The organism is Pseudoduganella sp. R-34 (assembly GCF_049904655.1).
In the GTDB taxonomy this organism is placed as follows: domain Bacteria; phylum Pseudomonadota; class Gammaproteobacteria; order Burkholderiales; family Burkholderiaceae_D; genus Rugamonas.
Genome location: NZ_CP184572.1, coordinates 6,759,856 through 6,773,355 on the forward strand (window position 1 = coordinate 6,759,856; position 13,500 = coordinate 6,773,355).

The following is a 13,500-nucleotide window of genomic DNA, read 5'->3' on the forward strand; positions in this document are numbered from 1 at the left end:
CGTCAGTTGGTAACGCGACGGGTTTCCAGGTAGGTCTTGATGGCCCACATGGCTTCCTGGTTGAAGACCCCTTCGAACGGCGGCATGTACACGGCGCCGTTACGTACCTTGCCGCCGCGGATCGAGGTCAGGAAGTAACGGTCGATCTCTTTGTAGCACGCCTGCTTCTTGGTCTCGTTGCGCATGCCGACGCAATCGCGGTCCAGCATGCGCAGGTCGGGGGCAATGCCGCCGGAAACTGCTTCCAGGCCGTGGCAGCGGGCGCAGTTCTGGTTATAGGCGGAAGAGCCGATCTTCAGCGCCAGCTTGTTGTCTTTGTAAGGGTTTTCATCGCGCCATTTATCGCCGAGGACTGGCAGGCCGGTCGTGTCGACGCCCTGCGGCGTCACATTTCCGTGTGCGACGGCGAACAATGAGGTGGTAACTGCGGCCGCTGCGGCAACGGCAAGGATCAGGCGTTTCATGGATGTCTCCTGCATGGTGTGGTTGTAATACCCATGCAGGAGCAAACGGCGTGCCATGATTTTCCGCCTTGTGGGGCAGGACAGCTGCTCCAGTTTGGAACACCTGTCACAGGCCAGGTGTCACATCAGGGATAGACGAAGGACTTCACCAGGGTCAGTTCGCCCGCGGCACGCAGCGGCACCATGAAGGTCTGCTGCTTTTCGCTCGGCGTGTTCTCATTGGTGATGATCGAGACGGTGGCCACGGTGATGACCTGCTTCTCGGAGTTGCCGCCGAAATAATTCACATAGACGTGGTAGTTGCCCTTGGCCGGCGCCGGGCTGGAATAGATCTCCGGGCCATAGCCGCCGGTGACGTCGACATCCAGCCCGCTGCCGTCGGGCAGCATGCGCTGGCCAAACCAGGAGTGGCCGCCACTCGGCGTGATCACGTGCAGGTCGACATCGGTGCCCGGACTGTCCCAGGACAGCACAACCCGCAGGCGCGACTTGGTCTTGCCGCTGTAGCTGTCGTAGAACTGGCTGCGCGCGCGGCTCTTGCCGTCCGGCGAACGCACCTCGACGCCGTTCGAGCCGGGGCCGAAGATGTAGGGACGCGCAAAGCTGCCATCTTCCTGCAACTCGACCGGCATGGCGACGCCGTTGACAATCAGCTTGGCCGGCTTGTTCCGGCCGGCGCCCGCGATCTTGCCGCGGATCTGCGCCGTTTCGGCCTGCCCTGGCTGCATGTTCACGACCGATGCCGGGTAATTTACGGTCTGGGTGTACTGCTCCTCGCTGCCGCCCGAATGGCGCCAGCCGCTCTTGGGCGATTCAATGCTCACTTGCGCCATGGCGCAGGCGGGCAACAGCAACAGCGGGAGGCAGAGTTTCTTCATGTGCTCAATATACAAAGGATTTAACAAGGGTCAGGTCGCCGATTTTGCGCAGGGGGACAACGAAATCCTGCCGCTTCTCGCTAGCGGTGTTTTCGTTGAATACCAGGGTGATGCGCGTCGTGATGATGGGGCGCTGGCGCGTAGCTTCGTCAAAGTGGTAGCCCGAGCTGCCAAAGTTGCCCCAGTAGTTCACCCATACCTGGTAGGTGCCGTGCAAGGGCGAGGTCATGGTAAACATTTCCGGACCGGGCCCGTCCACGCTGTCCGCATCCAATCCTCCGCCATTGGTGAGGAATGGGTGCGCAAAGAAGGCGTGCTGGCCATCCGGCGTAATGATGTGCAGGTCGATCTCGGCCTGGTTATCGTCCCAGGCGCCGATGATGCGCAAGCGCGGCTGCGGACGGCTGGTGTCCGCCTCGTAGAACTGCATGCGCTTCAGGGACTTGCCGTCCGGCGAACGGATTTCGACGCTGTTGGAACCGGAACCAAACGCATAGCCGCGCGCATAGCGGCCTTCGTCGTCCGTATACAGCGGCGTCGGGTTGCCGTTCACGATCAGCTGGTGGAAGGGTCGCTTGGTGCTGATCTTGGCCAACTGGCCGCGAATCATGGTGCGGTTTTTCTGCGCGCCGCGGTCGATCAGCGAATATGGATAGCTGACGGCGAGCTCGCCGGATTTGTCGGTCATGCCGGCACGATTCCAGCCACCGACGGGTCCCGTCAGCGTCTTGTCCTGCGCCAGCAAAGGCGCGGCGGCCAGCGCCAGCATCAGTGCGGAACTTAATTGGATGCGTGTTTTCACATAGCCTCCTGTGAGAGGTCATTCAGGCGGCGCGCCAGGCGCTCCACGTAGTCTTCGTCCTGCCCGCGCGGGTGGCGGCGCAGCCCGATGTGCAGGTATTCGTGCGCCAGCGTGATGCGGTCTTCGCGCGTCGCCAGCGGCCGCATGAAGATGCGGTTGCGCGACTGTTCGGAATACGGCGAACCGGCCGTCAGTGCGCACACGGCTGGCAGCTGCGCCGGCGCTTCGTAGCCATCCTCGCGGCGCAGCATGCGCTCCCAGCGCGGCAGCGCATAGGCCAGCCACTGCTCGTTCTTTGCGAGCCGCGCACAGGTGGTTCCGGTATTTCCCGCAATGGCGAGGGTTGTGTGGGGGTAGGCTGCGGCCAGGATGTCGTCAAAACCTTTGCCGGCGCGCGCCTGCGCCTGCGCGTCGCTCCAGGCCAGGACGTTGGCACTGCCTTTGGTGCTGTGGTACTGCACCTGCGCGCCATCGAGCACCAGCTGGTCCGTCCAGCGCGCCACTTCCAGTGCGGCGGCGCTAGCCGGATTGGGACTGACGCGCTGGGTGGCGCTGCTGTCTGTAATGTACTGGCAGGACTCAGCGCGACGCGCGTTCTGCTGCAGGTAAGTCCGGGCCGCGATCGCGAAGGCACGCGCAGCTTCCGGCTCGGTGGTGCCGGCCTCGCGGTCGATCACGCGCGCAACGTATTCGTTCACGCCCATGCGGCCGCGAATCTGCGACTTGCCGTTCGCACCGGTAGCCAGCGTCAGCTCACCGCTGCTGCGGATCGGCAGGCTCTTGCCGTTTTCAAACTGCACCACGTAGCGGCCATTCAGCGCACCGGGCGCCGCCAGGCCTTCCGCTGTGCGCACGGAACGCACCGGGTAACGAGCGAAATAGTCGACCACGACGCAGCCGCTGTCTTCCGCTGCCTGCATGGGCGGCAAGGCTGCGGCAATTTGCGGCGCCCATTTCTGGAAGATGCCGGTGCTGCTGTCGCTGCCGCCAAACCATACCGGCGTGCCGTCGGCAAGCCAACCGGCCGCACCGCCCAGCCTTGCATCCGCGCGCTTGGGGTGATGCCATGAGTAGGTCTTCACGCGCAGCTGGCTGCCGAACCAGCGCACGCTGCCAGCGCCGCGGCCGTCCAGCACCACACGCAGCAGGGCTGCTTCCGCTTCCGTGCGGCTCGCGGGCGGAATGCTGCCCAGCACGCGCAACAGGCTGTCGAGCGTCACAAGGCGGGCCGGCTCCAGGCGAGCTGGATCGGCCAGCCAGGCGAATTCACCGGCGGGCGCGCTGCCAAGCCGGCGCGTCCAGTATTCCTGCCACGGACGCTGTGCGATTCCAAGGCGTTCCGGCGCGAAGAACAGGCCGCAGGATTGGGCCAGCGCGGCGTCCCGGCCGATGCTGCCGCCGGCTTCGCAGCAATATACTTCCTCCTGCTTGCGGCCGCCGCAGTTGTAGTCTGGAGTGGGCAGCTTGCTGTCCACCGCGTACACGTAGACAAACAGCTTCCACAGGCTGCCAAGCGGGATCTCGGCGCTGGCGGCCATCGCTTGCGCCGCCGATGCGCTGCGCTGCTGCAGCTGCACTGCCTGTACCTTGCCGTCGCGCCACCATGCCAGGTCGAGCGAGGCCGCCGCCGCGACAGGCGCAGCGCAGGCCAACAGCAAGGCGGGCAGCAGGCGTGGCAGCATTACTCGACTTTCAGCGTACGCGTGGTCTTGCCGCCGCCTTCAAAGGCTTTTTGCTCCGGCTGGTACATGCGATGGAAGCGGCTCGGCGGCAGGGTGTAGCTGCCCTTCTGGCCGAAGCGCAGCAGGTGGCGCACGACCACTTCGCCGCTCAGCGGCTCGATCGGCACGGCATAGCCGTCGCGGCGCTCGACGTGGCGTGCACGTTCCAGTTGCACAGGCTCGTCGCCTGCCAGCTTCATGCCCCAGGTGGTCGATTCGACCATCGCGCCCGGTGGCAGGGCCACCTCCAGCAAGCCAAAGCGGTGCGTCGCGCTGCCGGCTTTGAGCTTGATCTCGTCCATGTAGAGTTCGTCCGTGCGCAGCGCTTCACCCGGCTTGACCAGTTCCATGGTGTAGCCCTTGGAGCCGGCTTTCATGCGCAGGATGCGGCGCTCGATGCCGACATCCAGCGAATGCGCTTCGACGGCGCGGCTGTCATATTGCACGATCGCGACGGTACCGGCCGGCGCGGCCTGCGCCAGCTTCAGTTGCTCCGGCAGGGCCTTCGCATCGGTCCAGCGCCATACCGGCTGGCCGCTGCGGCTGTCCATCTGCTGCCATGCGCCTTCCAGCGCCGCCACAGGCGGCCTTGCGGCAGGCGATCCACCCAGTTTCTTCTGCACCCAGACCAGGGTCAGGGCACGGTCCATGGTCGGCATGTCGGCACGCACGGCCGACAGCACTGCGTCGGGCTGCGTTGCCGGCAGCTCACCAGCCAGCATCAGCAGGGCCTGGGCCACCGGCGCCGGCGAGACGCGCAGTGCTGCCCATGCCTGCGGCAATTGCTGCTGCAACTGCGTCGGCAGGGCAATGCCGTTCTGCGCTGCGACGACGGACGTCAGCCCGATCGCCATGGAACGGGTCACGCTGTCCTGGCCATCAGCCAGCAGCACGCTGCTGGTGACGCCTTGCTTGCGCGGCGTAGCGCCGACTTCCAGGCTCGACGCATCCGCTACCAGGCTTTCCGCCAGAGTCTTCGTCGGCAAACCCATTTCATGCATCATCCACAGGCTCATGGCGCGCTCCAGCGGCGCGTTGTTCTTGCCATGCTCGCTGTAGACGCTGACCAGGTTGTTCCAGTGCTCGCCCGGCAGCTCCAGGCGCAGGGCGCGCGAGGCATACCAGTCGGCGTAGTAAGCGTAGGACGTCATCAGCGCGTCGCCCTGGGTTGCCGGGCCCCACCAGCTAAAGACGGCGTTCGGACCGGCCATGGATACCAGTCGCAGGCGCTGCGCCTGCATGATGGCCATCAGGCGCTCGCGTACCAGGCCGGCATCCGCCGGCATGCTTTGCGTTGCCATGGTCAGCGGGATCAGGCGGCTGGCCGTCTGCTCCACGCAGCCATACGGGTAGTCGATCAGGTCATCGGCAATGCGGGCGAAGTGGCTCGCCGCGCCTTGCGCGAAGGAGACGCGGATATTGCGTGCATCGGCCGGCAGTTTCAGCGCGTTGTCGGTGCCGGTCAGCGCGACGCTCATGCTGCGCGGGCTGGTCCAGGCGGCAGGCTGCTCCTGCACCTTGGTGTCCAGCGCATCAACCAGCTTGCCGTCCTGCTTCACCTCCAGGCGCAGCGGCGCGGTGCCGACGGCAACCGGGAATTCGACGTAGTTCACGCCCGGCTTGGCCGACAGCTTCTCCACTTTAGGCTGCGGACCGCCGGACAGCGTCACCTCCAGGGATTTCGTATCGCTGGTCTGGTTGAAGATGGCGACGGAAGCGCGCGGCGCGTCGCCGGTGCGCAGCCAGTCCGGCGACGTCCACTTGGCGTAGAACGATTTGTCCGAGCGCAGGTAGCCGGTGCGCTGGCCGACGCGGCCCTGCGCATCCATGGCACGGCCAGTGATGCGCCAACGGGTCAGCGCATCCGGCATGGTGAAGGTGACGCGCGCCTTCCCGTCCGCATCGGTCTTCAGCGACGGCGCCCAGAACGCGGTATCGATATTGTCGCGGCGCGGGCGTTCCAGCACTTTCACGCCACGTTCGTTGTAGTTGTGGCGTGCCGGTACGTTCTCGCGACGGGCTTGCGCCATGTCGTAGCTGATGAAGGACAGGCTGGCCGTGGTGCGCACGTTATTGCGGCGAGGGTGGTAGAAGAAGTCCGCGATATCGGGGGCGATTTCCGGCTGCAGCACGTAGATCATTTCATCCACCACGCCCAGCGCCACCAGGGTGGACAGCGGCTTGCCGTCCAGCTGTGCCGTCACATCGAGCGTGACTTTTTCCCCCGGCTGGTAGACCTCCTTGTCGGTCTTGAAGGTCAGCGCAATGCGCGGCTCAATCACCTGCAAGCCGGCGTTCTGGAACACAAAGTCGCCATTGCGGGTGTACGCCACGGAGAAGGTCATGTTCGGCCCGTGCTCCTCCTTGACCGGAATGCGTACGCGCCACTGGTTCTTCGCCACGCGCTTGGCCTGGTACCAGTCGGCGCTGCCGCCCATCAAACCGTATTGCTCCACCTTGTCGCGTTCCATGGTCAGCAGGGCCTGGTCGACCGCGTCTGAGAAGGTTACCAGCGCTTCGGCAGTTTCGCCTGGGCGATAGCGCACCTTGTCCATCACGATCTCGATGCTGCCTGGTGCCGCCTGCAAGCCTTCGCCGCTGACCCAGTGGCTGGCGCCCGCCAGCAGGTTGCCGCGCTCGTCGCGCAGCGAGAGCTGGTAGGAGCCTGGCTTGGCGAAGTTCACGTCCCAGCCTTTGGCGGCAGGATCGAATTTCCCTTCGGTCTTTTCCTGTTTCTCGAGCTGCACCATCTCCCACCGCACCGGGCGCGCCGCGCCCTGGCCGTCCGCCACCAGGTCGAAGTGCACCTGCTGGCCCGGTTCGGAGAAGGAGCGTGCAGCCTTCAATTGGTAGCTGCTGATGGAGCGTTCGATCATCAGCTCGTGCGTCGCCTTGACGCGGTAGGCCGCGCCGTCGGTCGCCATCACGGTCAGCACATAGCGCGACGGATCGGCGGCCGGCGGCAGCGTGAACGAGTAGTCGCCGCTGCGGTCGGTCTCCGCTTCCTCAGTCTTCAGCTGCACCGGGAACATGCCGCTGTAGCGCAATTCGCCCTCCACCATGGTGTTTTGCTGGCCGCGCAGGGACAGCGACAGCTTGGCGTTCTTTACAGGCTTGCCGTCCGGGTAGCGCAGAGAGATCGTGCCGCTGACTTTTTCGCCGGTCTTGAATTCCGGCTTGGCCGGCTGGACGTTGATCTCGAAGTGAGGCTTGACGTATTCCGCCACGCGGAACGCAGCACCGTACAGGCCATCCTTGTAGCTGAAGCGCAGCTCATAGCCGCCAGCGGTGGCCTGCTCCGGCAGGCGGAAACGGGTTTCCGTGCCAGTTTCCGGCGACAGTTGCAGGGTTTGCGTCAGCACCGGCGTGCCGTTCGGATCGAACACGGTCAGGCCGATCGGCGCCGCAGCGGCAGCCTGCGACAGGCGCGCCGATTTGAATTCGCGGCCGAGGAACTTGACGTTCACTTCATCGCCAGGACGGTACAAGGGACGATCCGTCACCGCATAAATCTTGGTGTTATAGATCTCGCTGTCGTAGTAGAAGTTCTCCGACACGAACACGCCGCCACTACGGTCTTCGCCGATCACATAAGTGTGCTCAGGGCTGCTGCGCTCCATCGACACTACGCCGTCCTTGGCGGTCGTGCCGGATTGCAGAACGCCGGTGCCGTCGGTCCACATCACGTTGGCATCGGCCACGGCGGCGCTGTTGTCGCGGCGCGCGGCCCATACCAGCATCTGGCCGGATGACACCTTGGTCACCGCCATGGTGTCGGACACGAATACCAGCGTGGTCGCACGGTGCTCGCCGATGATGGCTTCCACCAGGTACAGGCCCGGCTTGCGCTTGCCGACCGGGATCATGACATTGCCGCTATTGCCGGCAATGAATTCGCTGCTGGAGCCGTCCATCTTGACACCCTTCGGCGGCTCGATTGCCTTCGCCTGCCAGATCGGATAGCGGAAGCTATCCACCATCTCGAAGCCCTTGATCGGCTTGTACTGCGGGTTGTTGGCGAATACGGTGGCGCGCTTCATCGCTTCGCCGTTCGTCGCCAGCTTGGGCTGGTTGGTGGTCACCGCGTGGCGGGCTTCGGACGAGAAGATCCGGCGCCATGCCAGGCGCGATTGCTTCCACCAGCTGTCCCACAGGAAGCTCAGGGCATTGGCAATGCCCTCGCCCTGGTAATTGCCGTCCACCTGCACCCGGTGCAGGTTGCGCTGCTTCTTCAGGAATTCCAGCGGCTGCGGCACGCGGTACACCACGATGTCCGCACCGGAATACTGTTCAAGCTGCGAGCGGCCGAAGTCGCGGCCGGGCACTTCCAGACGCACGCGCGCCTCGTCCGTGCTGCCATAGCTGGCATCGGACAGCAGGAAGAACGGCTCGCCCTTGAACAGCGTATAACCGCTGGACGGCGCCTCCTGTGCCGACGCGCCGGCCAGCGCGGTCAGCGCCAGCAGGCCTGCGAGGCACAGCTTCAGGACAGAAATGACAGCCGGAACACGCCGGCGAAGTTGGGATTGTTGACCGCTGGTTGCCACCGCGTGTCCTTCCATGTCGTTAGTTGTTGAATATCGACGGTACGGAGACCGTTATCTGTCGGGGTGACGGTGCCAGTGTGGTAAGCGATATGCGCCCCCATCCACACCATCAAATGTTGTTCGTCGCCCTGGTCGTAGAACAGCAGGTCGCCGGGAAGCGCCTGGCTGATTTCCCGCGCCACAAAGCGGCTGTTGTGCTGTACCAGCGCCAGCGCCGTGACGAAGTGGCCTACCTTGCCCTCGCCTTGCACCCAGCGGTTGCGCAGGGCTGCCTGTTGCGGCGTCAGGTCCAGTTCCGGCGGCAGGCGCCGGTCGCTGGCGATGCCGTTGGCACGCATCCACCTGGCGTCGTGCACGGACAAGGCTTCGTTGACGGCAAAGCGCACCAGGCCCGCGCAATCGCGGTGGTGCCAGCGCGGCGAAGGCCCTTGTTCGACCTGGGCGCTGATGATGCGCAGCATCCACGCCTGGAAGGCGCGCGACTGTGCCTGCGACAGGCGTACCTGCGCATCATTGGCACTGGTCAGCGCCAGCACCCGTGGCGCCGCTACAGCAGCGGCGCACGCGGCCAGCAAGCGCAGCGTACTGCGACGCTTCATTTGCCCGCCGCCTGCCATTCCAATGGCTGCCACGCAACGCCTTTGCTTGGCACGGACTTGAGAACCATGCGGTAAGGCGGATACTTCTTCAGCGCCTGCAGGCGCTGCACCAGGTGCGCGTCGACTGCGCCGCGCAGGACCGGCTCGCGCTGGCTTGGCAGGGTATTGAAGCTCTCTTCTTCGATCAGCTTGGCCAGCGAAGCCGGTGCGATCAGGCCCACGGTATGCTTGGCATCCGGCAGCAGGTCCGAGGCGGCAGGCAGTTCCTTGCGCTTCACAGCCAGTACCTGGTCGACCAGCTTGGCGTCAGCCGAGAAAACCACGGTCTTGCCGCTGATCGCCAGCGTCGGCGTGGTATCGCCCTGCGCGGTGGAAACCGCGCCGCTCCAGCGCAATTCACCCTTCTTGCCTTGCTGCTTCTCGATGCCCTTGCCGTCGCGGATCGCCGTCTGGAACAGGCTTTCGAACAGCGCCTCGTTGCCGCCGGCGCGGTTGGCCACGAATACCGGCGTATGCAGGCGGGAGTTGCCATACCAGCAGGCGGCAACCGGACCACTCAACTCGGTTGCCAGCGGCAGCACCGGCTGGCTGGTCTTGCCGCTGATGCTTTTCAGCACCGGCTGCAGGCTGTTCCAATCCACCGGCAGCGTGAAGCAGCTGCTTGGGTTGTAGGGCAGCGCGCTCCACAGGGCGCTGCTGTCATAGCCCTCTTTCGGCAGCTTGGCCGCATCAAGCAGCACCTGCGAGCGCCACGCGCCCTTGCTGAAATCGAAGCGCAGCGCTTCCAGGCCACCGAAGAACGGCTGGTAGCCGAAGGACAGGAAATCTGCCTTGATGGCGATGCTATGGCCGTCCTGTGCGGCTTTCTCGAAGTGGAACTGGTCGTGGAAGACCTTCTGCTGCGCGGAATCCTTCCCCAGCAGCTTGGCGACCGTGGTCTGCGCCTTATCGTCGCTCACCTTGCGGTCGGAGCCGTACAGCATGCCGGGGTGGGACAGGATCACCATGCGGTCGCCGTGGGCTGCGAACAGCAGGTTGCGCTGGTAGGCATAGTTCAACGCGTACACCGGCACCTTGTCGCCATCGACGCGCAATTCGCCGGCGACAGTGAGCTGGGTATCCTTCAGCGCCACCTTGCCCGCTTCTTCCAGCACGCGCGCCAGCTTGCCCCGCGAGACGGAGATCACATAGTGTTTGAGGGAGCCATCGGCATCGCGCCACATGGCCACTTCCGCCGGCTCGTCCAGCACCATGCGGATCAACTGGTCGCCCCATCCCAGCTCATGCTCGTAGGCGATGCGGCGCAGGCTGCCCTTCAAGCCCAGGCGGTCTTCGGTCTGCTCGTAATAGAACAGGAAGTCCTCGCGCAGCACGTCGCGCGCCAGCGGCACGGTCAGCAGATCACGCGGCAGGCTGGAAAGGCTTTTGGTAACGACCAGGGCATCCGGCTTGGATAGGTCGATCTTCAGGCTGTTGACAGGGCCAGTCATGGCGCCCCAGCCAAAAGCCCGGTAGGCGAAAACGCCGCCGGCAACGACAGCAACTGCCGCGGCGATCTTGGCCAAAGTCTTTTTGTTCATGGCGGGTCCGGCAAAGTTATATTAAATACAACGACGCCGAATTTTGCCATGGAGTAATCAAATTAGCTAGTCAAATTCGCAATCGTGCGGGCAGATTGCAGCAATCGCTGGAGCGCCTGGGTACCGTCGTACTCAGGAATCTGCCGCAAGGCAGCGTTTTTTATCCTTCCCAGATGGGACAGGTTTTTCAGTTTCCCTTGCTGGAACAAGAAGATGCAGTCATCCACGAAATACATCATCTCCTTACGTGACAGCGCGTCGCGCGCTTGCAGCTCCGCGTAGCGATCCATACGGCGCTTCGCTGCGTGCTGCTTGCGGCGGCACTCGACGCAACGCACGCAGTCGGCGTCAATGCAAAAGCCTAGCGTCTCGTACCAATAGCGCTGCTCGCGCGCATAAAAGATAAACGTACGGGAGCAATCCTCGCAGGTCTTCAGCATGTCCACATAGTATGGACGCGGATAAATTGTGTAGAGCTGCACGCTCACGTCTGCGCGAAGGGCTGTCTGCGGAAGAATCTGCGCGCTACCGTAACGCCAGTATGATTCGCGCACCTCCTGGTCGGTGAGATTGAGCGGCGAGCGGCGCGGCTTCCCGCGAAATCGCGGGTGCGGCACCACCTTATCCACGCTTTACCTCGCAATGGCAGCATGCATCGCGTTTATCGAAAGTGATCGCCACCGGCAGGAAGCGCGCGATCACTTCCGCGTTGGTGCGGGTGTGCTGCGACAGCACGTCCATGGTGAAGCTGCCGCCGCCGGCCAGCGCCATCGGAACCAGCAACTGGTCAGCCAGATGTTCGCTGACCGCAGCGCCCGATGCGATGAAGCGGCGCGCCTGTGCCACGGCGTCGCGCGCCACTTCTTCAGCGCGCCGGGCTTTTTCGCCGAAGGCGACGAAGACTTCCGTTACGTGCTCGTGGTCCAGCGTGATCAGCAGCGCGTTGCCTGGACCCCAGTTGTCCGGCAGCGTCTTGAAACGCAACTGGTCGCCAGACCAACCCATGGCACTCGCCACGCAATCCAGTTCACGCTTCGCAACACCACCCGGTACGGCAGCAACCAGGCTCTCAGCGAAGGCTTCGCGCCGTTCGCCGCGCGCATCCAATGCCAGGTGGCGCCAGGCTGCCAGCGGTTTCACGGTCGCCCGTACTGCGCCGCCGCCTGCAGGATAGAAGCCCGTGCGCTCCAGGTGGAATTCAAGCTGCGCGCCCATATCGGCCATGGCGCGGCCATAGGCGCGCTGCAGGAATTCGGCGGGCGGCGCCTTGGAGTTATGGGTGCCACCGCTGACGCGTACTACGGACTCACCCGGCGCATACAACAGCGCCGGCACCACGGTTTGCAATACCAGCGTGGAACTGCCGGCCGTACCGATCTGGAATTCATACACGCCGGCCTTGATCGCACCTGGCACGAACGACAGGCTGGTCGAGCCAAGGGCGTCGCCCTCGACTTTCGCGCCGGAGATTTCCGCGGCCGCCTTGACCGAAGCAAGGTGCTGACGCATCAAGCCCGGTTTCGAGCGGTTGGCGCGGATGTTCGAGATACGGAACGGCTGGCCAGTAATCATCGAGAGCGTCAGCGCGGTGCGCAGCACCTGGCCGCCGCCCTCCCCTTGGGATCCATCAATTTCAATCATTCTTGTTCTTATCCTTGTTCTTACCCTTTGACGCACACCACCTGCTTCAGGGTATGCACGACTTCAACCAGCTCTTCCTGCGCCTTCATGACCGCCTCGATGTCCTTGTAGGCCATCGGGATCTCGTCGATCACGCCTTCGTCCTTGCGGCATTCGACGCCTTCGGTCGCCTTCACCTGGTCTTCCAGCGAGAAGCGGCGCTTCGCCTCATTGCGGCTCATGGTGCGTCCGGCACCGTGGCTGCAGCTGTTGAAGCTCTCCGGATTGCCTCTACCGCGCACGATGAAGCTCTTCGCCCCCATCGAGCCCGGAATGATCCCCAGCTCGCCTTCGCGTGCCGACACCGCCCCCTTACGGGTCACCAGCACGTCCTTGCCGAAGTGGCGCTCTTTCTGCACATAGTTGTGGTGGCAGTTCACTGCTTCCACGTGCGTCTGGAACGGCTTGGTGATGACGGTGCGCACCGAGGCAATCAGGTTCTGCATCATCACTTCACGGTTCATGCGGGCGAACTTCTGCGCCCAACCCACCGCCTCAACGTAGTCGTCATAGTGCTGGGTACCTTCTTCCAGATAGGCCAGGTCCTTGTCCGGCAGGTTGGCGATATGGGTACGCATATCCTGCTGCGCCAACTCGATGAAGTGGGAGCCGATGGCATTACCCACGCCGCGCGAACCGGAGTGCAGCATGAACCACACCGAACCTTCTTCATCCAGGCACACTTCAACGAAGTGGTTACCCGAACCCAGGGTACCCAGGTGGCGGTAGTTGTTGGTGTTTTTCAGCTTCGGCGTTTTCTCGCAGATCACGTCGAATTCATCCTTCAACTGCCCCCAGGCGACGTCCACGGCCGAAGGCGGGTTTTCCCACGAACCGCGGTCGCGGCCGCGGAACTTCGGGGTCAAGCCGTGCGGGATCGCTTTTTCGATCGCGCTACGCAGGGGACCCAGGTTATCCGGCAGGTCACGCGCATTCAGCGTGGTCTTGGCGGCCATCATCCCGCAACCGATATCCACGCCGACTGCCGCCGGAATGATCGCACCGAGGGTCGGGATCACGCTACCGATGGTCGAACCTTTACCCAGGTGGACGTCCGGCATCACCGCAATATGCTTGTAGATGAAGGGCATCTTGGCGGTATTGGCCAATTGCTCGCGGGCTCCCGAATCAACCGGCACGCCCTTGGTCCACATCTTCACCGGGCTACCACCCGACACTTCCATCACTTCGAATTCTTTATCTTTCATCATAATTCTCATCTTCTAACG

The 13,500-nt window shown here is 63.7% G+C and carries 10 protein-coding genes; all 10 read right to left on the minus strand.

Translation table 11 applies throughout. The features are described 5' to 3' along the window. Nucleotides 1–2: 2 nt before the first annotated feature. Entirely contained in the window at nt 3–464 is a 462-nt protein-coding gene (pedF, locus tag ACN9MW_RS30905; RefSeq protein WP_426166217.1) for a cytochrome c-550 PedF, read from the minus strand. A gap of 125 nt (nt 465–589) precedes the next feature. Further along, entirely contained in the window at nt 590–1,342 is a 753-nt protein-coding gene (locus tag ACN9MW_RS30910; RefSeq protein ID WP_426166220.1) for a YfaP family protein, read from the minus strand. Between the two features lie 4 nt (nt 1,343–1,346). Next, nucleotides 1,347–2,144: a YfaP family protein gene (locus ACN9MW_RS30915; RefSeq protein WP_426166223.1), complete on the minus strand. Its 798-nt coding sequence runs from the start codon at nt 2,142–2,144 to the stop codon at nt 1,347–1,349. Continuing rightward, nucleotides 2,141–3,826 (minus strand): DUF2300 domain-containing protein, encoded by a 1,686-nt coding sequence (locus ACN9MW_RS30920; RefSeq protein WP_426166225.1) that lies wholly within the window; start codon nt 3,824–3,826, stop codon nt 2,141–2,143. The genes ACN9MW_RS30915 and ACN9MW_RS30920 overlap by 4 nt, the downstream gene beginning before the upstream one ends. Then, entirely contained in the window at nt 3,826–8,412 is a 4,587-nt protein-coding gene (locus tag ACN9MW_RS30925; protein ID WP_426166228.1) for an alpha-2-macroglobulin family protein, read from the minus strand. Before ACN9MW_RS30925 ends, ACN9MW_RS30920 begins: the two co-directional genes overlap by 1 nt. Then, nucleotides 8,349–9,011, minus strand: a complete 663-nt coding sequence (locus ACN9MW_RS30930; protein WP_426166231.1) for a DUF1175 family protein — start codon at nt 9,009–9,011, stop codon at nt 8,349–8,351. The genes ACN9MW_RS30925 and ACN9MW_RS30930 overlap by 64 nt, the downstream gene beginning before the upstream one ends. After that, nucleotides 9,008–10,591 carry a DUF2138 family protein gene (locus ACN9MW_RS30935; protein WP_426166234.1) on the minus strand — a complete coding sequence of 528 codons (1,584 nt, stop codon included), beginning with the start codon at nt 10,589–10,591 and terminating at the stop codon, nt 9,008–9,010. Before ACN9MW_RS30935 ends, ACN9MW_RS30930 begins: the two co-directional genes overlap by 4 nt. Before the next feature lie 62 nt (nt 10,592–10,653). Further along, the gene (locus tag ACN9MW_RS30940; RefSeq protein ID WP_426166236.1) at nt 10,654–11,220 is read right to left on the minus strand and encodes a zinc-ribbon domain containing protein; all 567 of its coding nucleotides are present in this window, start codon (nt 11,218–11,220) and stop codon (nt 10,654–10,656) included. Further along, nucleotides 11,213–12,232 (minus strand): RNA 3'-terminal phosphate cyclase, encoded by a 1,020-nt coding sequence (rtcA, locus tag ACN9MW_RS30945; protein ID WP_426166239.1) that lies wholly within the window; start codon nt 12,230–12,232, stop codon nt 11,213–11,215. Before rtcA ends, ACN9MW_RS30940 begins: the two co-directional genes overlap by 8 nt. Nucleotides 12,233–12,252: 20 nt before the next feature. Beyond that, nucleotides 12,253–13,479 (minus strand): RtcB family protein, encoded by a 1,227-nt coding sequence (locus tag ACN9MW_RS30950; protein WP_426172348.1) that lies wholly within the window; start codon nt 13,477–13,479, stop codon nt 12,253–12,255. Nucleotides 13,480–13,500: the final 21 nt, after the last annotated feature.

Bases quoted from the DNA above. Each gene is read 5' to 3' on its own strand.
- pedF (WP_426166217.1), bottom strand. From the start codon at position 464: ATGAAACGCCTGATCCTTGCCGTTGCCGCAGCGGCCGCAGTTACCACC.
- ACN9MW_RS30910 (WP_426166220.1), bottom strand. From the start codon at position 1,342: ATGAAGAAACTCTGCCTCCCGCTGTTGCTGTTGCCCGCCTGCGCCATG.
- ACN9MW_RS30920 (WP_426166225.1), bottom strand. From the start codon at position 3,826: ATGCTGCCACGCCTGCTGCCCGCCTTGCTGTTGGCCTGCGCTGCGCCT.
- ACN9MW_RS30930 (WP_426166231.1), bottom strand. From the start codon at position 9,011: ATGAAGCGTCGCAGTACGCTGCGCTTGCTGGCCGCGTGCGCCGCTGCT.
- ACN9MW_RS30935 (WP_426166234.1), bottom strand. From the start codon at position 10,591: ATGAACAAAAAGACTTTGGCCAAGATCGCCGCGGCAGTTGCTGTCGTT.
- rtcA (WP_426166239.1), bottom strand. From the start codon at position 12,232: ATGATTGAAATTGATGGATCCCAAGGGGAGGGCGGCGGCCAGGTGCTG.
- ACN9MW_RS30950 (WP_426172348.1), bottom strand. From the start codon at position 13,479: ATGAAAGATAAAGAATTCGAAGTGATGGAAGTGTCGGGTGGTAGCCCG.